This window comes from Cupriavidus basilensis (assembly GCF_029335485.1).
GTDB lineage: Bacteria > Pseudomonadota > Gammaproteobacteria > Burkholderiales > Burkholderiaceae > Cupriavidus > Cupriavidus basilensis_E.
Genome location: NZ_JARJLM010000256.1, coordinates 1 through 18,316 on the forward strand (window position 1 = coordinate 1; position 18,316 = coordinate 18,316).

General features: G+C 66.8%; 15 protein-coding genes. 7 read left to right on the forward strand and 8 right to left on the reverse strand.

Annotated elements, in window-relative coordinates:
• Window positions 1-178: 178 nt before the first annotated feature.
• Genes P3W85_RS14815 through P3W85_RS14825 form a run of 3 tightly spaced genes read right to left on the reverse strand, consistent with a single transcriptional unit; the run spans window position 179 to window position 3,149 of the window.
• A complete protein-coding gene (locus P3W85_RS14815) occupies window positions 179-1,354 on the reverse strand; it encodes a CaiB/BaiF CoA transferase family protein (RefSeq protein WP_276265351.1) in 1,176 nt (391 codons plus the stop codon).
• 13 nt (window positions 1,355-1,367) lie between these two features.
• Complete coding sequence (locus tag P3W85_RS14820) at window positions 1,368-2,336, reverse strand: tripartite tricarboxylate transporter substrate binding protein (protein WP_276265352.1); 969 nt, start codon at window positions 2,334-2,336, stop codon at window positions 1,368-1,370.
• A gap of 33 nt (window positions 2,337-2,369) precedes the next feature.
• Window positions 2,370-3,149, reverse strand: coding sequence for an enoyl-CoA hydratase-related protein (locus P3W85_RS14825; RefSeq protein WP_276265353.1), 780 nt, complete (start codon window positions 3,147-3,149; stop codon window positions 2,370-2,372).
• Window positions 3,150-3,243: 94 nt separating this feature from the next.
• Here P3W85_RS14825 and P3W85_RS14830 point away from each other — a divergent pair, with 94 nt between their 5' ends.
• Window positions 3,244-4,179, forward strand: coding sequence for a LysR family transcriptional regulator (locus P3W85_RS14830; protein WP_276265354.1), 936 nt, complete (start codon window positions 3,244-3,246; stop codon window positions 4,177-4,179).
• A gap of 312 nt (window positions 4,180-4,491) precedes the next feature.
• Here P3W85_RS14830 and P3W85_RS14835 read toward each other — a convergent pair whose 3' ends face one another.
• Together P3W85_RS14835 and P3W85_RS14840 are read right to left on the reverse strand one after the other, a co-directional pair.
• Complete coding sequence (locus P3W85_RS14835; RefSeq protein WP_276265355.1) at window positions 4,492-5,802, reverse strand: EAL domain-containing response regulator; 1,311 nt, start codon at window positions 5,800-5,802, stop codon at window positions 4,492-4,494.
• Window positions 5,799-8,555: an ATP-binding protein gene (locus tag P3W85_RS14840; protein WP_276265356.1), complete on the reverse strand. Its 2,757-nt coding sequence runs from the start codon at window positions 8,553-8,555 to the stop codon at window positions 5,799-5,801. Before P3W85_RS14840 ends, P3W85_RS14835 begins: the two co-directional genes overlap by 4 nt.
• A 291-nt stretch (window positions 8,556-8,846) precedes the next feature.
• On the opposite strand from P3W85_RS14840, the gene P3W85_RS14845 reads away from it, so the two are divergent.
• From P3W85_RS14845 to P3W85_RS14870, 6 genes are all read left to right on the forward strand, one after another.
• Entirely contained in the window at window positions 8,847-10,028 is a 1,182-nt protein-coding gene (locus tag P3W85_RS14845; RefSeq protein ID WP_276265357.1) for a LuxR C-terminal-related transcriptional regulator, read from the forward strand.
• Between the two features lie 358 nt (window positions 10,029-10,386).
• Complete coding sequence (locus tag P3W85_RS14850; RefSeq protein WP_017228358.1) at window positions 10,387-10,899, forward strand: AmiS/UreI family transporter; 513 nt, start codon at window positions 10,387-10,389, stop codon at window positions 10,897-10,899.
• Window positions 10,900-11,025: 126 nt separating this feature from the next.
• Entirely contained in the window at window positions 11,026-12,258 is a 1,233-nt protein-coding gene (gene fmdA, locus P3W85_RS14855; protein ID WP_276265358.1) for a formamidase, read from the forward strand.
• A 99-nt stretch (window positions 12,259-12,357) separates the two neighbouring features.
• Window positions 12,358-12,681, forward strand: coding sequence for an FmdB family zinc ribbon protein (locus tag P3W85_RS14860; RefSeq protein WP_276265359.1), 324 nt, complete (start codon window positions 12,358-12,360; stop codon window positions 12,679-12,681).
• Window positions 12,682-13,190: 509 nt separating this feature from the next.
• A complete protein-coding gene (locus P3W85_RS14865) occupies window positions 13,191-13,964 on the forward strand; it encodes an RNA ligase family protein (RefSeq protein WP_276265360.1) in 774 nt (257 codons plus the stop codon).
• The gene (locus P3W85_RS14870) at window positions 13,955-15,322 is read left to right on the forward strand and encodes an AAA family ATPase (protein ID WP_276265361.1); all 1,368 of its coding nucleotides are present in this window, start codon (window positions 13,955-13,957) and stop codon (window positions 15,320-15,322) included. Before P3W85_RS14865 ends, P3W85_RS14870 begins: the two co-directional genes overlap by 10 nt.
• Here the strand turns inward: P3W85_RS14870 and P3W85_RS14875 are convergent.
• From P3W85_RS14875 to P3W85_RS14885, 3 genes are all read right to left on the reverse strand, one after another.
• The gene (locus P3W85_RS14875; RefSeq protein ID WP_276265362.1) at window positions 15,216-16,085 is read right to left on the reverse strand and encodes an EAL domain-containing protein; all 870 of its coding nucleotides are present in this window, start codon (window positions 16,083-16,085) and stop codon (window positions 15,216-15,218) included. The genes P3W85_RS14870 and P3W85_RS14875 overlap by 107 nt on opposite strands.
• 17 nt (window positions 16,086-16,102) lie before the next feature.
• Window positions 16,103-16,813 carry an EAL domain-containing protein gene (locus tag P3W85_RS14880; protein ID WP_276265363.1) on the reverse strand — a complete coding sequence of 237 codons (711 nt, stop codon included), beginning with the start codon at window positions 16,811-16,813 and terminating at the stop codon, window positions 16,103-16,105.
• A gap of 451 nt (window positions 16,814-17,264) precedes the next feature.
• A partial coding sequence (locus tag P3W85_RS14885) for a methyl-accepting chemotaxis protein (protein ID WP_276265364.1) occupies window positions 17,265-18,316 on the reverse strand: 1,052 nt, incomplete at its 5' end.

Genomic DNA, 18,316 nt, shown 5'->3' on the forward strand with positions numbered 1-18,316 from the left:
CGCCCTTTGCCGGGGCGGTTTTTCTTTTTCCTTGTAATGGAAATTAACGAGCCGCCCGGCGGGCCGCGTCAGGCACGTCACATCCGCGCGGCAAGCGCGGCGGATTCACGCTAGTAGTGCCGCTGCCGCGCCGGGAAATGGAACTGTAACGATATTTCACAGCGCCGGCGTTACCTTGCTAGCGGGATTGTGGCCGGCTCTCTCTGTGCGCAGCGGGCAGTTCGCGCAGGATTTCCTCGTTGTGTTCGCCCAGCGATGGCGCGGCGGCGAGCGGTGCCGATGCGCCCGCCCACCGCACAGCGGGCGACACCCCCAGATAGCGCTCTCCCGAGTGGCCCTGGTATTCCTCGATGACGCCCGCCGGCGACTGCCGGAGATCGTCCACCAGCGCCTTGAGATCCGCAATCGGGGCGACCGGGATATCGGCGCGTGCCAGGGCTTCCAGCCAGTCAGCGGAGTCGCGCTGCAGCATCTGTTCCTCGATGAATGCGTAGACAATGTCCACGCATTCCGTTCGGGCCGCTACCGAGCCGAAGCGGCGGTCCCGCTCCCAGATGTCGGGCCGGCCGACCAGGGCCAGGAATGCCGCCCAGTGGCCGTCCGTATAGATCATCGTGCTGAGCCAGCCGTCCCGGGTCCGGTAAGGTCTGCGATAGCGGGAGACGAGCCGGGGGTTTCCAGGCTCGCCGACGGGCGGAACCAGTGTGTTGCCGGCGAGATGGTCCAGCAACACGAAGCCCGCCATGGTCTCGTACATCGGCAGCTCGATGTACTGTCCGCTGCCGCTCCGGGCGCGCTGCAGCAATGCGGCCAGCACGGTCTGTGCGGCGAACAGGCCCATGGTCTTGTCCGCGATATTCAGCGGCACGTACCTCGGATCGCCGCCGGCCGCCGCCGTACTCAGGTGCGGCAGCCCGACCATGGCCTGGATCAGGTCGTCGTACGCCGGCCGGCCCGCATGCCTGCCCGCTTCGGAGAACCCGGACAGGAACAGGTAGATAAGACGCGGATTGTGCTGGTGCAGCGCATCCCGGTCGAGCCCCAGCTTCTTCAGCGCTTTCAGCCGGACATTGGTGATGAAGACATCGGCGCTTGCCACCGCCCGGTACATGGCGTCCCGGCCGGCCGCCGATTTCAGGTCCAGGCACAGGCTGCGCTTGCCGCGGTTGAGGTTGAGGAACACCGGGCCCATGCCGGCTTTGCCGCAAGGTCCCATTTTTCTCATGATGTCGCCCTCCGGGGGCTCGACCTTGATCACATCGGCGCCGTACTCAGCCAGCATCTGGGTGGCATAGGGGCCCATGATCACGCTGGTCAGATCCAGTATCCGGATCCCGGCAAGGGGTGATGGCATGCCGGCTCCTTTTCTACTGTGGCTGGATGTGAGCGGTTTGCACGACAATGCGCCACTTGGCGATCTCGCTGGCGACATAGGCCTGGAACTCGGCCAGGCCCATGGTTCCCGCCGTCGTGCCCTGTTGCTGCAGGGTGGCCCGGAAGGCAGGTTCGGTCATCGATGCCACGGCCAGCTGGTTCAAGCGCCCCAGGACCTCCGGCGGCGTACCGCCGGGGGCGTAGAAACCGATCCAGATCTCCGTGTCGTAGCCAGGCACGCCTTGCTCGGCAAGGGTCGGCACGTTGGGAAGCGCGGCGCTCCTGGATGCTGTGGTGACCCCGATCGCGCGCAGCTTGCCGCTCTCGACGAACTTCGTTGCCGTCAGCGCATCGACAAACGAGGCATTGATCTGTCCGCCGAGCAGGTCGTTGACGGCGAGTGCCGTGCCCTTGTAAGGGACATGCACGAACGGGGCGCCGGTCCTCGCGGCAAGGAGTTCGCCGGAGAGATGGGTGATGCCGCCTGGCCCGGACGAGCCGTAGGTCACGCCACCGGACTGCCGTGCGAAGGCCAGCAGTTCCTTGAGGTTATTCGCCGGTACGGAGGGATTGACCGCCAGCACGGTTGGCGTGCTGGCCAGCTTGGCGATGGGCGCGAAGTCTTTCTCGGTGTTATAGGGCAGGCTTTTCGCCACCGCCGGGTTGACCACGTGGGCCGTCGTGGTGACCAGCAGCGTATAGCCGTCCGCCCTGGCTTTGGCGACGATCTCGGCGCCGATGATGCCGCCGGCGCCAGGCTTGTTGTCGACCACCACCGGCTGCTTCAACGCGCCTTGCAGGGTCTTCGACAACTGCCGCGCGAGCACGTCGGTGAGTCCGCCCGCCGCGAACGGCACCACCAGGCGGATCGGCTGGGACGGGTAGGGGGCGGCCTGGCTTGCACCGGCCACCGCCGCGAAGGCGATGCCGGTTGCCAATCTGCGGAACTGCCGTGTCTTCATGATCTTATTGTCTCCTCCAGTTCTTCGGCCGGCTCAGGCCCGCTTCCTCGCACTGAGGAAGTGCTCCATGTATTCCCTGGGCTCGCTGGTGCCGTACGCGGAAACCAGGCCATCGATGCCGATGGCGATGGCTTCCTGTGTCGGCATCCGTTCCCAGCGGCGGATCAGGTCCTTCTGGATGCGCATCGCGACCGGAGCGCCGGTGAGCATTTCCCGCTTCCACTCGTCCACGCGCGGCTCGAGGCCGCCCTCCGGCGCGACGTCGGTCACCAGCCCCCAGTCGCATGCCTGCCGCGCGCCGATCATGCGCCCGCTCAGCAGCAGGTCACGGGTCCGGCCCCAGCCGATCATGCCGGGCAGCATGGCCGCGTGTATCACGGAGGGCACGCCCAGCTTGACCTCGGGCATGCCGAGTTGCGCGTCATGGCTCGCGATCTTGATATCGCACATGGCGGCCACTTCCATGCCGGCGCCGAGGCAGTATCCGCACATCACCGACATGGTCGGGAAGGGCAGGTCTCGGATCTGCTCGCACAGGCCGAATACGCCGCGGATATAGGTGTCGATATCGCGCTTGCCGGCATCCTTGAGGAACTTGATATCCGCGCCGCCCAGGAACGCCGCGGGGCCGCCGCGCAGCACCAGCAGGCGGATACCGGTGTCGTACGCGAGCTCGCGCAGGGTTTGCGTGTAGATCGCGGCCGCCTCGCCGGTCAGCAGGTTGAGGCGGCCGTTGTCGAGCGTCACGGTCACCACGCCATCGGCGTCGGTTTCGGTGATGCAACGGGGCGTGGAATCTGGCGCGGTGCTCATCGGTGCGTCTCCTTGGCTTGGGTTTGCCACGATGTTAGGGGCGGTGCATCTATGGAACAATGGAATTATTCGCATAGTTCAAGTCCATACTGGAATGAATATCACCCTACGCCAGCTTCAGGTTTTCCTGGCACTGTTTGAGTCGCGCAGCTTCACCGCGACCGCGGCGCGGATGCACGTGACGCAATCCGCGGTCAGCAAGATGGTGGCGGAGCTGGAGTTGCAGCTCGGCTTTGCGCTATTCGACCGCACCAGCCGGCGGGTGGAGCCTAACGATGCTGCGCGCGAGTTCCGCGGCTTCGCCGAGGACATCATGGCCAGCATGCAGGCCGCGACGCGCAGCGTGGTGGAGTTGTCCGACCTGACGCGCGGGCAGATCAGCATCGCCGCCTCGCCGCTGATGATTTATGGGCTGCTTGCCGAGCCCATTGCGCGATACCGGGAGCGGTATCCGGGTATCCGGTTCGATCTGCATGAGCTGTCGACCGACGACACGGTGGAGAGCGTGCGGTCCGGCCAGGTGGACTTCGGGTTTGGTTCGCTGGATAGCGAGGTGCCTGGCGTGGAGGAGGAGCTTGTGTTCCGCGACCGCCTGGTTGCGGTCGCGCCGCAAGGGCACCCTATCGCGGGCAGGAAGTCCGTCAAGTGGGCGGATCTCGCCCAGTGGCAGCATGTGAGCCTGCGGCGGGTCTACAGTGTGCGGCGCACGCTCGATCACGTGCTGAAAAAGGAAGGCATCGCGCTGCCGAGCCAGATCGAGGCGGGGACGTTGACGGTGGCGCTTGGGCTGGCGCGTGCCGGCGCCGGCATTGTCGTGCTGCCAGGTTACGCGGCCGATATCGCCAGCGAGTGGGGCATGGCGGCGGTGGAGATCGACAGCCGGGCGCAGCAGATCCACCGCATCTCGCTGATCCGCCGGAAGTCGGCCAGGCTATCGGTTGCCGCGCGCAGTTTTCTTGCGGAGTTGCTGCCTGTGCTGCGGGCGCGCGAGCCGGCGATGCGCAAGACGAGACGATCCGCTAAGCCGTAGGTCCGGGCATGCGTGCGAAAGCGAGCGGATCCGCCGGGCGAGGTTGAAGGCGCCCCCGGTATTCCGGCAGCGGCGCATTCGAGGTATTTTCCTGGCGGGTCCGCGTAGCCGGCAATGCGCTGCTCCGATCCGATGCGCGCGGATTCGTTGACTATCGCGGGCTTTCAGGACCTCGACGTGCAGGGCGTTGCAGTTCAGGCGGCGCCGGCTTCGTGGATGTCCTGCGCAGTTTTGCCGCTACCTCGCCACTGATGATCTGCGTGGCATCGAGTGGAAAGTGGCGCTCGCCGTCAATGCCATGCCGCTCCATCCCTATTTCCCGGCGGCCGCCTGCAACCATCCGGTCGTCTCCCATGCCGTGCCCAGCACGTCTCCCTGCCCGTGGTCGCAGCCTTCCCACTTGAAGAACTGCAGTTCGTCGGAACTGGCCAGTCCGTTGGCCAGCACCTGCATGCCGAGCGTATGCGCCAGTGCGATCACGGCGCGTGCGATGGCCGCGCGTTTGGCATCGGTGGCCACGTTGCGCACATAGCCCTGTGGAATCTGCAGCCGGTCGGGCAGCAGGCACTGCAGGTTGGCCAGGGAGATGGGCGTGTCGCCCACGTCGGCCAGCGTTACCGACGCGCCTTGCTCCTGGACCCGGGCGCAGGCGAGGCGGGCCGATTCCGTGGCCGTGCCCAGTATGCTGACGGGCAGTTGCAGGTCGAGCACGTTGCCGGACTGGCCGGTCTCGCACAGGCATTGCCTGAGCAATTCCGGTAAGGCCAGCAGCGCGGATTCCTCCGCGCCGGCTACCTGCGGCAGCAGGATGGGCACGCTGACGCGAACCGGGCCGGACACGGCGGCCTGCGGGTCCACGTGCCAGGCTTGCGCCAGCGCGCAGGCGCGGCGCAGCAGCACCGCGTTGATCTCGCTCACCAGGCCGGGCCGGCGGAGACGGCCGGCGATTTCAGTATGCGGCAGCCAGCCGTCCGGGACCCGCCACTCCGGCAGCAGCGCGATCGCGGCAATGGCGGCGGAACCCAGGTCGAACTGGGATACCGCCAGCAGGCGGTACTGCCCGCCGCGCAGGCTCGCTTCGACGGCATCTTCCACAGCGGGGTCGCTGGCTGCCGCGGCGCTGGGGAGGTCGGGTGACGGGCGGGCGGCGAGCAGTCCCGCCCCGGGTTGCAGCGTACTGGCCTGCTGCAGCGCCTTGACATACTGGTACGTGCGCAGGCCGCCGATGACCACGGACGTGAGTTTCTGCGCCGTCAGTTCCGTCTTGAGAAAGTAGCCGTTGATCTCGTAACCTGTGATGACCTCGCGCTCGGGCGCCAGACCGGGATGCCCGGTGCGCAGCACGATCTGCAGGTCGGCGTTGCGCAGTTGCTCGCGGATGTAGCGCACCGTCGCCAGGCCTGCGTCATCGGTTTCCATCACCACGTCGAGCAGCACCAGAGCCGTGTCGGGATGCGCGCTCAGGTACGCATTGCATTGCGCGCCGGAGTAGACGCTATGGAGCTGGACCTTGCGGCCGGAGAACGTCAGGTCCATCAGCACCAGTTGCGTGATCTCGTGCACATCAGGATCGTCGTCGACCAGGAGGACCTTCCACGCGGGCATAGACAAGGATGTATTCATGACGGGCTCGATGACGGGCTCTGGCTCTTGACGGATGCGATCGGAATGGTGGCCTTTGCGGAGGGCGTGACACGCGGTATCCGAACGGTGAAGACGGCGCCTGCGCCATCTTTGCCGGTGCCATTGCTTACCGCGATGGTGCCACCCAGGCGCTGCGTGACCAGGTTGTAGACCAGGTGCAGGCCCAGCCCGCTGCCGCCCTTGCCGCGGCGCGAGGTGAAAAAGGGTTCGAAGATTTTCTCGTGCAGGGTGTCCGGAATGCCGCAGCCGTTGTCGGCGTGGGAGATCACCACTTCGTCGCCGGCCGCGAGCCGCGCGGCGATGCGGATGGTGCCGGCCTCGTCGCCGCGGAACGCGTGGAGCAGCGAGTTCATGATCAGGTTGGTCAGGATCTGCGCGATCGTGCCAGGATAGCCGTTCATGGCGATGCCGGACGGGCAGTCGATCTGCAATTGCACGCGCGTATCGCGCAGCCGCGGGTCGAGGCTGATCACGGTTTCGCGGACATAGTCGCCGAGATCGAAGCTGCGCCGCTTCTCGCTGGTCTGGTCCACCGCCATCTGCTTGAAGCTCTGCACCAGTTCCGCCGCGCGGTTTGCGTTGGACAGCAACAGCCGGGCGGATTGCGCGGCGTCCGACAGGTAGCGCTGCAGTTCCGCCTGCGTCAGTCCTCCGCCAGCGACCAGCGCCTGCGTGGCGCCGGTGCGGTCCTGCAGGTAGGACGCGGCGCTGACGGCGATGCCTACCGGCGTATTGATCTCGTGCGCGACCCCCGCCACCAGTGCGCCCAGCGACGCCATCTTCTCCGCTTCCACCAGGTCCTTGCGCGCCGATTCCAGATGGCGCAGCGATTCCATCAGTTCGATTTGCGCCAGCTCGCGGCTTTCGTGCGACAGCACGATCCACCACGCGCCGAATGCCAGCAGGGGCAGGGTGGCCGAGTACACGCGCAGCAGCAGGTCGCCGAGTCCGCCGGCGGACGGCGGAGCGCCCTCGCCGAGCAGCCGGCAGGCGAGCAGGAACACCGCGCCCATGGCAGCCGATGCGATCACGAACAGGCCCAGGAAGCGCGCCAGGCGCCGCAGGAAATGCGGTGGCAGGATGCGCAGGAAGATGTTTGCCTGCGGCCATGCCCGCGTCTGCGCGGCGCTGCCGGGTTCCTTGCAGGTATCGCTGCAATGGTTGTCCAGGCCGCAGCACAGCGAGCAGATCGGCCCCGCGTAGAAGGGGCAGTGCGCCATGTCGGGGGCTTCGTAGTCGCGCTCGCAGATGCAGCAGCGGATCGGCTCGTCGGCACTGGCGTCGCGATATTGCGTTTCTTCCCGCGCGATATAGTAGCGGCCGCCAGTCGCATAGGCGATCAGGATGGCGCTGGCGAACGACGCGCCCAGCGCGATGAAGGCCGAATAGGCCTGCGCCAGGGGCCCCAGCAGGCCCGAGTAGGCGCCGATGCCGGCCGTCGAGGCGATCAGCATGGCGCCGCAGCCCACCGGGTTGAAGGCATACAGGCAGGCGCGGCGGAATTCGATATGGCGCGGGCTGATGCCGAGGGGCTTGAGCACGACGAGGTCGGCCGCCAGGGCGCCGAGCCAGGCGCTCACCAGGTTGGAGTAGACGCTGAGCACGGCCTCCAGCGTGCTGAAGATGCCGAGCAGGGTCAGCAGCAACGCGATCAGGACGTTGAACACCAGCCAGACCACGCGGCCCGGATGGTAGTGCGCCAGCCGCACGAACACATTCGACCAAGCCAGCGATCCCGCGTAGGCGTTGGTGACGTTGATCTTGATCTGCGAGACCAGCACGAACAGCAGCGCCACCGCCAGCACGACCTCGGGCCGGTCGAAGACCTGCCCATACGCCCACACGTACAAGTGCATGGGTTCCATGGCCTGGCCGGCGGCCATGCCGGCCTGCACCGCGAGCACCGCCAGCAGGCTGCCCGCCAGCACCTTGAGGCCGCCGATCAGGATCCAGCCCGGTCCCGCCAGCAGCAGCGCGCTCCACCAGCTCCACCGGTTCTTGGCGGTGCGCTCGGGCAGGAAGCGCAGGTAGTCCACCTGCTCGCCGATCTGTCCCATCAGCGAGAACAGCACGCCGGCGGCGGCGCCGAAGGCCAGCACGCTGAACGCCGGCGATGCGCCGTCGCGTCCGGTGAACGTGGCCCATTGCGCCAGCACGCCGGGATCGCGCCGCAGGATGTAGACGAAGGGCAGCACCAGGAGCAGCAGCCATAGCGGCTGCGTCCACATCTGCAGTTTGTTGATCAGGGTAACCCCGAAGAACACCAGCGGCACGATCACCAGCGAGCAGACCAGGTAGCCGACCGTCAGGTTCAGGCCGGTGGCAATGGCCAGCGCCTGGGCCAGGATGGCGGACTCCAATGCGAAGAAGATAAAGGTGAAGGACGCGTAGATCAGCGACGTGATGGTGGACCCGGCATAGCCGAAGCCGGCGCCGCGCGTGAGCAGGTCGATGTCCACGTTGGCAACGCTGGCGTGATAGGCCACCGGCAGGCCGATCAGGAAGATCAGCAAGCAGACCAGCACGATGGCCGGGAACGCGTTCTGGAAGCCGAAGCTGAGCGTGACGCTGGCGCCTATCGCCTCCAGCGCCAGGAAAGACACGCCGCCGATGGCCGTATTGGCCAGCGTGAACGGCGACCACCGCCGGTAGGAGCGTGCCGCGTAGCGTAGCGCGTAATCCTCCAGGGTTTCGTTCGCGACCCAGGATTGATATTCACGTTTGATGCGCATGGCGTGGGGGCTTCGGGTGCTATGCGGGTCCGGGGCGCCGATCCGGGGTGGATCGAGGCGGCGGGTTGGCGGCGAGCGCTTCGATTATTGACTGATTCCGGCCCCTGCGCAATGACATGCCTGCGGCGCGCGGCAGGCGCGGGATCCGGCGTCCGCGCGCGGACGCAATGCTGCGCGGCAGCAGGAACGCGCATCTTGACTTTTGAGGTTCCAGCGCAAACACTGGCCGGCAAATCTCGTATTCAAGAGGCCGTGGCAGCCGGCATTTCCCTGGAAGCCGCTGAATCCACTATGCCCGATGCCATGGAGGACGCGCGGTTGACCGCGAAGCATGCCGATAGCGCCGAGCCCCAAGCCGGCGAGCTGGTCTACCGTATCCACGCCGCGCGCGACGACGACGGGTGGCGTGGCGTCATCGCGCAGGTGCGCGCCCGGTTTGCCGCGGGCACGGCCGTGCTGGCGCGGCGGCATCTGGCCGGCGGGCAAGGCGCGGTACTGTACGGCGCGCCCGAGGATGCGGCGTTCTTCCGCACCTTTGCCGAGTATTCGCCACGCAATCCCTGGTTCCTTTCCAGTCATGCCTATCAGCCCCTGCAGGTGATCGGCGGCGACGACATGCTCAGCAACGGCGACCTGGTCAGGACGGACTTCTACCATGCGCTGCTGCGGCCCCATCGATACCTGCACCGCCTGTGCGGCGTGGTGGCCCGCGAGGCCGACGTGGTCTACTTCCTCGAGTTGTACCGGCACGAAGAGCAGCGGCGCTTTGGTACGAAGGAAAAGGTGGAATTCCGCGGGCTGCTGGCGCATATGGCGCTGTCGCTGGAGAACCGCTGGCAACGGCACAGTGCCGCCGACCTGAGCCAGGCGCTGATGCGCATCATCGACGGCCATCCGCACGCCACCTTCCTGGTGGAGCAGGACGGGCGCATCGTCTACTGCAACCGCAGCGCGCTCGCGCTCTGCGGCCAGGGCAGCGGGTTGTACCGGGACGGCGACTATCTCGCCGCCGTGATGCCAACCGACCACCGCGCCCTGCGCGAGATGCTGGTGGCACTGGCCCGCAGGGCCGGGGACACGGGCGACGCGCACGCCGCCCATCCCACGCAGGTGCTGTCGGTCTCGGCGCCTGGCTACGCATTGCCTACCACGCTGACCCTGCAGCCCGCCGGCGCGTCCTTGCGCAGCGGCCTGGGCGAGGAACGCGCGGTGGTGGTGGTGAGTGCGCGCCGGCAGGGGGTGGAGCACGCGCACCACGACTGCCTGTTCGCGCGCCAGTTCAAGCTGAGCGAGGCCCAGGCGCGGGTCAACGCGCTGGTCTTCGCCGGCCACTCGATCGCCAGCCTGGCCGAGGCGCTGCACGTATCCGAGAATACGGTGCGCAGCCACCTCAAGCAGATTTTCCAGAAAACCAATACGCATGGCCAGATGGAGTTGGTGCGCCTGCACGCCCAGCACTGCCCGCCAGGCTGAGCGCCCACAAGCCCTGGCCGTTTGCCCGGAGGCCTCAGGAGGCCGGCATTTCCGCGGCGTTCCCTGCTTCCCCAATGCCGTTTGCCACCTTGCCTTCGTGCCCCCAGGCGCCATCGGCTCATGCGCCCGGGTGAGGTCGCATCACCCAGCCGGATGAGACGGAAATCCTCGCCGTGAAGGATTCGCGTCTGTCCGTCCCCACATATAGTTGATCCATCGCCCCTTGGCACCGTGCGGCGCCAGGGCGTCGGGACCCGGCCGGCATCGGCATCCGCGCTGGCATCCGAAGCGCGTCTGCCCGGAGCCGGGACCACGAGCACCTGCCAAAAACAAGACCACCTCACGGAGGAGACAAGCCATGCTAGGCCTGACCTTGCTGTACGTCGGCGCAGTGCTGTGCCTGAACGGCCTTTGGCTGCTCGGAAAAATAGGCGACCGCGAGATCTGGGTCGTGAATATCTTCGCCGGCGGAGTGACCATGCTGGTATCGCTGCGGCTCATCTTCGGCGGCGCGGCGGATAGCGCGTCGATCAAGGCCGGCGCGCTGACGCTGCTGTTCACCTTCACCTACCTGTGGGTGGCGCTCAACCGCTTCAATGGCGCCGACGGGCGCGGCCTGGGCTGGTTCAGCCTGTTCGTTTCGGTCACGGTGATTCCCGTCGCCATCGACGCGCTGCGCCACGCCGGTTCCGTCTGGGATATCTGGTTCGCATGGTGCTGGGTCGGCTGGGGCGTGCTGTGGTTCCTGTATTTCCTGTTGCTCGCGATGCAGCGCCCGATCCTCAAGCTCACCGGTGTCGCCACGGTCCTGGCGGGCATCGCGACGGGCTGGCTGCCCGGCTATCTGCTGCTGAGCGAATCGTTCAAATAGACAGACCCGGCAACGTGGCGGGCAGCCGCGCGCAACGTTGACGGTTCAGGCGGCAGCCATGACGGCTGCACGGTTTCACGGCCGCAATCCGGCGCTTGACCGGATCCACACCAAGGAGACAGGCAGATGGCAGATACCCTTATCAAGGTCGATCTCGCGCAGTCGGCGTACGAGAACGAGAAGGTGCACAACCGCTGGCACCCGGATATCCCGATGGCCTGCTGGGTCAATCCCGGCGACGAATTCATCCTCGAGACCTACGACTGGACCGGCGGCTTCATCAAGAACAACGAGTCCGCGGACGATGTGCGGGACATCGACCTGTCCATCGTTCACTTCCTGTCCGGCCCGGTGGGCGTTCATGGCGTCGAGCCGGGCGATCTGCTGGTGGTCGACCTGCTCGACGTGGGCGCCAGGCAGGAAAGCCAGTGGGGCTTCAACGGCTTCTTCTCGAAGCAGAACGGCGGCGGTTTCCTGACGGACCATTTCCCGCAGGCGCAGAAATCCATCTGGGACTTCCACGGGGTCTACACCACGTCGCGCCACGTGCCCGGCGTGCAGTTCGCGGGGCTGATCCACCCCGGGCTGATCGGCTGCCTGCCCGACCCCAAGCTGCTGCAGACCTGGAACGAACGCGAAGTGGGCCTGATCAAGACCGACCCCGACCGCGTGCCGCCGCTGGCCAACCCGCCCTTCGCGGCGACCGCGCACGTGGGCCAGCTCCATGGCGATGCCGCCAGGCGGGCGGCGGCAGAGGGCGCGCGCACCGTGCCGCCGCGCGAGCACGGCGGCAATTGCGACATCAAGGATCTGTCGCGCGGCTCGCGGGTGTACTTCCCGGTGTATGTGGATGGCGCCGGACTGTCGGTCGGCGATCTTCACTTCAGCCAGGGCGATGGCGAAATCACCTTCTGCGGCGCCATCGAGATGGCGGGCTGGGTGCATATGCGAGTGAACGTGATCAAGGGCGGGATGGCGAAGTACGGCATCAGGAATCCCATCTTCAAGCCCAGCCCGATCACGCCGACCTACAACGACTACCTGATCTTCGAGGGCATCTCGGTCGATGAAGACGGCAAGCAGCACTACCTGGACGTCAATGTCGCCTACCGGCAGGCCTGCCTGAACGCGATCGAATACCTGACCAAGTTCGGCTACTCGCGCGCGCAGGCCTACGCCATCCTGGGCACGGCGCCGGTGCAGGGGCATATCAGCGGTGTCGTGGACATTCCCAACTCCTGCGCCACGCTATGGATACCGACGCAGATCTTCGACTTCGATATCCGGCCGCAGGCCAACGGTCCCACCGCTCACATCAAGGGAGGTGCCGACGTCCTGCTCTCGCCCGACGTATCCTGAAGTGCCCCGGCTTCTGCTGAAGCGATGTGAAGCAAAGGCGGCCGGCGCGGGTTCCTGTCTTTCCACGCGCCGGCGGCCTCCAAACGAGCGGAGATCCGAATGCCCATTTATGAATACGCGTGCGTGGACTGCGGCAGTTTTACCGCGGTGCGGCGCATCGACGAGCGCGATGCGCCGCAATCCTGCCCGGGCTGCGGCCGGGAAGCCCGGCGGCAGGTCACGGCAACCATGCTGGCGCTGATGCCGCACGCCCGCCGGGCGGCGCATGCCGGCAACGAGCGCAGTGCCCATGCGCCGGCCAGCTCCCAGGGGCATCGTCACGGGCCAGGGTGCGGTTGCTCGGCGGGGAAGGCCGCCCTGGCGGGGCAGCCTGGTGCGGCCAAGTCCTTTCCCGGCACGCGGCCCTGGATGATCAGCCACTAGCGACCCGTGTCCCGGGGCCGTGATGCGGGAATTCAGATCGTGCCGCCACGCCCCTGATGATCTACGGCCGGCGGGCCGGCCGTGTGGACTTCGGTTTCGGCCCGCCCGACATCGAGGTGCCGGGCGGGCAAGGACGGATTCGCCAGGCGGTGGTCAGGGCCACGCCCCTCCCCGCGCCGCCACGGCGCGCGCAAATGTGGAAAACCCGCAACGCACGATTTACGCATCCGCGCTGACTGTGTAATATCCGTCGCCTGCACGTTTGTGCAAGTCTGTTCACCCCTTCTTTCCTGGAGAGTAAAGTGCCTTGCATGTCCGCCATCGCCCCCTGATGCCGACGACACCTGCACACGCAGAGTGCCGATGGCGCGTTCGCGCAATCGTCTGCTGTGCCTGCTACCAGCGCTTTACACAATGCCAGACCTGAGTTGCCCTGAGTTGCCCCGAGGCAACTGACAATCCGCCGCGCGCCATCCCATTGTCGGCTCCAAATTTTCCTGGAGTTCGAAATGACGATGAACATGCCCGAAGCCATTCGGGACGATAAACCTGCCCACCAGACGTTCCGGGATGCCGCCCGCGGGCCGGGTGGCGAACCCGCGCCCGCACCGGTATCGGCACCCGTTTCCGGCCGCGTGAAGTATCCGCGTACCCCACACCTGCCATGGTCGCCCGGACTGGGCGACGATGACCGGAGGATTGAATCCCTGGAGGCATTCCACGGACGGCGCGTGATTGTCACGTCCAAGATGGACGGAGAGAACAGCTCGCTCTACCGCACCGGCATGCATGCCAGAAGCCTGGATAGCCGCCATCACCCAAGCCGGGACTGGCTCAAAGGTTTCTGGGGCGCGATCCGGGCGGATATTCCCGAGCGCTGGCGGGTGTGCGGCGAGAACCTGTTCGCCACGCACACGATTCCCTACCGCGACCTGGCTTCGTTTTTCCTGGGTTTTTCGATCTGGAACGGAGAGAACCTTTGCCTCGGCTGGGACGAGACCCTGGAGTGGTTCGCCTTGCTCGGTATCGAGCCGGTCCCGCTGCTTTACGACGGCGTGTTCGACGCCGCTGCGATTCGGTCGCTCTGGCGGGAGAGCCAGCGCGAGCAGGCCGAGGGCTATGTGGTCCGGCTGGCGGGCGAGATCCCCTATGCCGAGTTCAGGCGCTGCGTGGCGAAGTTCGTGCGCAGCGGGCACGTCCAGACGGGCGAGCACTGGATGCACAACCATGCGTTCGCGCAGAACCACATGCGCCAGCGACAAGGAGATTCAAGATGGAGATGACCGATCTTTTGAGCGCAGCCAACCTGCAGTCGCTGCGGGCCTCGCCGGTCCTGCGCGCGCCCGCCTATGCACGCCTGGCGGCGCTGGTGCCGTGCGCAGGCGCCGATCCGGACTGGAGCGCCGTGACCGAAGCGATCCCGTGCCTGGCGCCATTGCGCCGTACCCCGCAGGACCCGCGCTACCACGCAGAGGGCGATGTGTGGACACACACGAAAATGGTGGTCCGTTCACTGGCAGGTCTCGAAGACTATGCGGCCGCCAGTGCGGAGCGCCGTTTTGTCCTGTTCTATGCAGCGCTGTTGCACGATATCGCAAAGCCGGCCACCACGCGCGTCGATAGCGAAACGGGGGCGATCGGCCAGCCCGGCCACTCTGCTCGCGGCGCCGTCGATGCGCGCATTCTGCTGTGGCGCAGCGGCGTACCGTTCAATATCCGCGAAGCGGTCTGCCGCCTGATCCAGGTGCATCAGCTGCCGTTCTATGCCATCCGGGGAAGCCGGTCCGGCGAATCCGCCGAGAGGGTGGTGCGGCGCCTGTCGCTCGAGCTCAGCCTGCGTGAGCTGGCGGCATTGGCCGAGGCGGACATGCGTGGGCGCATCTGCGCCGATCGCGACGAGGTGCTGGTCGATATCGCGCTTTTCCGCGAACTGGCGAGAGAGGAGGCGTGCTATGACAGGCCGCGCGAATTTGCGGATCGCTGGACCCGCATGCGCTACGTACGCGGGGAGGACGTTCACCCGGACTATGCGTACCACCGCGAGGCCGGCTCCGTCGTCACGGTCTTGAGCGGCTTGCCGGCAACGGGCAAGAGTACCTGGATCGGACAGCACTGCCGGGGGCTGCCGGTGGTGGGCTTCGACGATGCGCGCGAGGCCCTGGGGCTCAAGCACGGGAAGAACGAAGGCGCGGTAATGCACTTCGCCGTCGATCAGGCCAAGGCGCTGCTGCGCGATGGCCGCCCCTTTGTCTGGAATGCCACGCACCTGAGCCGGCAGATGCGGGCGAAGACGCTCGACCTCCTGTTCGCCTATGGCGCCGAAGTCAACGTTGTGTATCTTGAGGCGGCGGAACCTGCCATCATGGCGCGCAATCGCAAGCGGGATACCTCGCTGACGAACGCCGCGCTCGAGAGAATGCTCCATCGCTGGGAAGTGGTGTCGCCGGCGGAGGCGCATTCGGTGACTTACCATATCGATGGGGATGCGTTCCGAACGACGGCTGACCCCACCGCCTCGGCGGGAGGCAGCGGCCCTACGACGCGTGCTTCGCCAGAAGTTCCGCGAACAGCCGGGCCTCCAGCGGGTGGCCGAGGAAGTAGCCCTGAACCTGATCGCAATCGAGCACGCTCAGTATCCTGAGTTGGCGGGCCGTTTCCACGCCTTCGGCCACGACCTCGATGCCGAGCGAATGCGCCAGCCTGATGATGACGGCGACGATCCGATGCGCGCGGGTGTCTTCCCCGTCCAGGGGCGAGACAAAGCTGCGGTCGATCTTCAGTTGGCTCACCTTGAGTTCGAGCAGGTGCGACAGGTTCGAATGCCGCGTACCGAAATCATCGATGGCAACGCCGAGTCCAATGGCGTGCAGATGGGCGAGCATCCCTGTCAAATGCGGGGATGCGCCGATCGCCGAGGATTCCGTGAACTCGAAGATCAGCCGGTCTGGCGCGATGCCGTAGCGGGAGAGATTGTCATGGAGGCAGGCGACGAGGTCGGCCACGCGCAGATCCCGCAGTGAGATATTGACCGCGATGCGAGGCGCTCCCAGGCCCTGGCGTCGCCACGCATGGATCTGCCGGCTGGCTGCGCCGATCGCCCATTCGCTGAGCCGCATGATCGCGCCGCTCTCTTCGGCGAGCGGGATGAATTCGTCAGGCGGGATCGCGCCGAGCGTGCCGTGCCGCCATCGCAACAGCGCTTCCGCGCCGGCGAGCCGGTTGCCCCGTGCGGTGAACTTCGGCTGGTAGGCCAGCCAGAGTTCGCCGCGCAGCCCCGCGTGCGGCAGATCCTGCCGGAGCTGGCGCTGTCGATCGGTCAACTGGCTCGCGGCATCGTCGCGCGGCATGGCACCGGATCCGGCGGGGTTGCCGGTGGCGGGCCGGCGGGGATCGCCTTTGTCCAAAACGCCAGGCGCCAGCACTACGCCAGCCAGCGTTGGGCAAATTCGGGCCCGGACAGCGGTAGCGACAACAGGGTGCCCTGCACCTGGGCGCACCCCAGGGCGCACAGCGCATCCAGTTGCTCCCGTGTCTCCACGCCTTTGGCGACCACCTCCATGTCGAGCGTGCGCCCGATCTCGATGATGGCGGCGACGATGGCGCGCGCCCTGGACTCCGGCTTGTCCAGTCCCTGTACCAGCTGGCGGTCTATCTTGATCTGGTCGATGGCCAGGTTGCGCAGATGGGCCAGGCTGGAGCAGCCCGAGCCGAAGTCGTCCAGCGCAACCGCGACGCCCATGGCCCGGAGCTGTTCAAGCATGGGTCCGGTCTGCGCCGGGTCGCGCATCGCCGCGGCTTCGGTGCATTCGAGCATCAGCCGGCCGGCGCCGAGCCCGTAGCGGCGCTGGCTATCGCCGAGGCGGACCAGCAGCGCGTTCCCCCGCAGCACGCCGGGCGCGACTCCGATGGCGATCCGCGGCGGACGCAGGCCGGCGCTGTCCCATTGGCTGACTTGCCAGCAGACCTCATCGAGCAGCCGGTGCGCAGTCGCGTCCACGGCGCCGTTGCGCTCGGCCGGGCGCCCGGGCGCATTCGGCAGCGGCAAGCCAGGTATCGGACGCCGACAGCCCAGCAGGGCCTGAGCCCCGGTGAGGCGGCATCCGTTGGCGGTGAACGTGGGCGTGAAATGCACGCCAGGTTGTCGGCGGCGCGCTTCTCCGCCGTGCCGCCCCTTGTCGTTTCTGCAGCCCGGTTCTGCATGGCTTCGCAACTGCTGTCCCCCATCGGCCTATGCGGGAAGGACTCGACCCCGCAGGGCAGGGCGAGGTATCCGCGCGCTCGTCGGCCGGCGCTACGCGTGTGCGTGCAATGCCGGCCGCGGGCAGTCATCGCAAGTGTCATGCCAGCGGCTCGTGAGGGACACGTGGGGGGATTCGCGGATCGGGAGAGCGCTTCAGATCTTCCCAGGGGGAGGGAGAAATCATCCGGTAGATCAAGGGGTTGCGGTGGCAGGCCAGCGGTCCCCCCGGGGCGCGGCTCCGGCGCCGCGCGCAGGTGCCGAAGCAGCCAGGCCATGACGCCACGTAACGTTACGCCGGGATGGTTGCCGTTACGCGCGGAACATGGCGTCCTTGCGGTGCGGTTCAGAAGCTCGACCACTCGGCCGTCGCCGGCACGGCAGCGGTCGTCGCGATGGCCCTGGCAGATGGCGTGACCGGCCGTGACGAGGCTGCGGCAGTCTTGCGCACGGACGGGGCAGGGCGGGACGCAGGCGCGCTGGCGGTGCCTTGATGGCCCAGCCTGAAGACGGCCACCGTATCCTTCAGCCTGGCGGCCTGTTCCTCCAGCGACTGCGCTGCCGCTGCCGCTTCCTCCACCAGCGAGGCGTTCTGTTGCGTCACTTCATCCATCTGGCTCACCGCCAGCGCGACCTGCTCGATGCCGCTGGTTTGTTCGACCGAGGCGGCGGAGATTTCGCCCATGATGTCGGATACCCGCTGGATGTCCCGGATGATTTCGTCCATGGTGGACCCCGCCTTGCCGACCAGCGCGGTGCCGGTGGTCACGCGTGCCGACGATTTGTCGATCAGATCCTTGATCTCCTTGGCGGCGCTGGAAGAGCGCTGGGCCAGCGACCGCACTTCGCCGGCGACGACGGCAAAGCCGCGCCCCTGTTCACCGGCGCGTGCGGCCTCGACGGCGGCATTCAATGCCAGGATATTGGTCTGGAAGGCAATGCCCTCGATGAGGCTGATGATGTCGGAGATCCGCGTCGAGCTTTCATTGATCTCGCTCATGGTCGCCACGACATTGCGGATCACCTCGCCGCCCTGGTTGGCGGTGTTCGATGCGGTCGCCGACAGTACTGCTGCCTGGCGCGCGTTCTCGGCGTTCTGTTTCACCGTGCCGGTGAGTTCTTCCATGCTGGCTGCGGTCTGTTCCAGCGAGGCGGCCTGCTCCTCGGTGCGCGAGGAGAGGTCGACGTTGCCCGCGGCAATCTGCTTGGTTGCTGCCGCGATGGTATCGCTGCCCGTGCGAACCGCCAGGACGGTTTGCGCCAGGCCGTCCTGCATCTTCGCGATGCCCGACAGCAGTTGCCCCATCTCGTCGCGCGAATGGATTTCAACGGGCCGGCTCAGGTCGCCCGCGGTGATGTGGTCGAAGTGCTGCAGGGCCGCGTCGAGCGGGCGCGCGA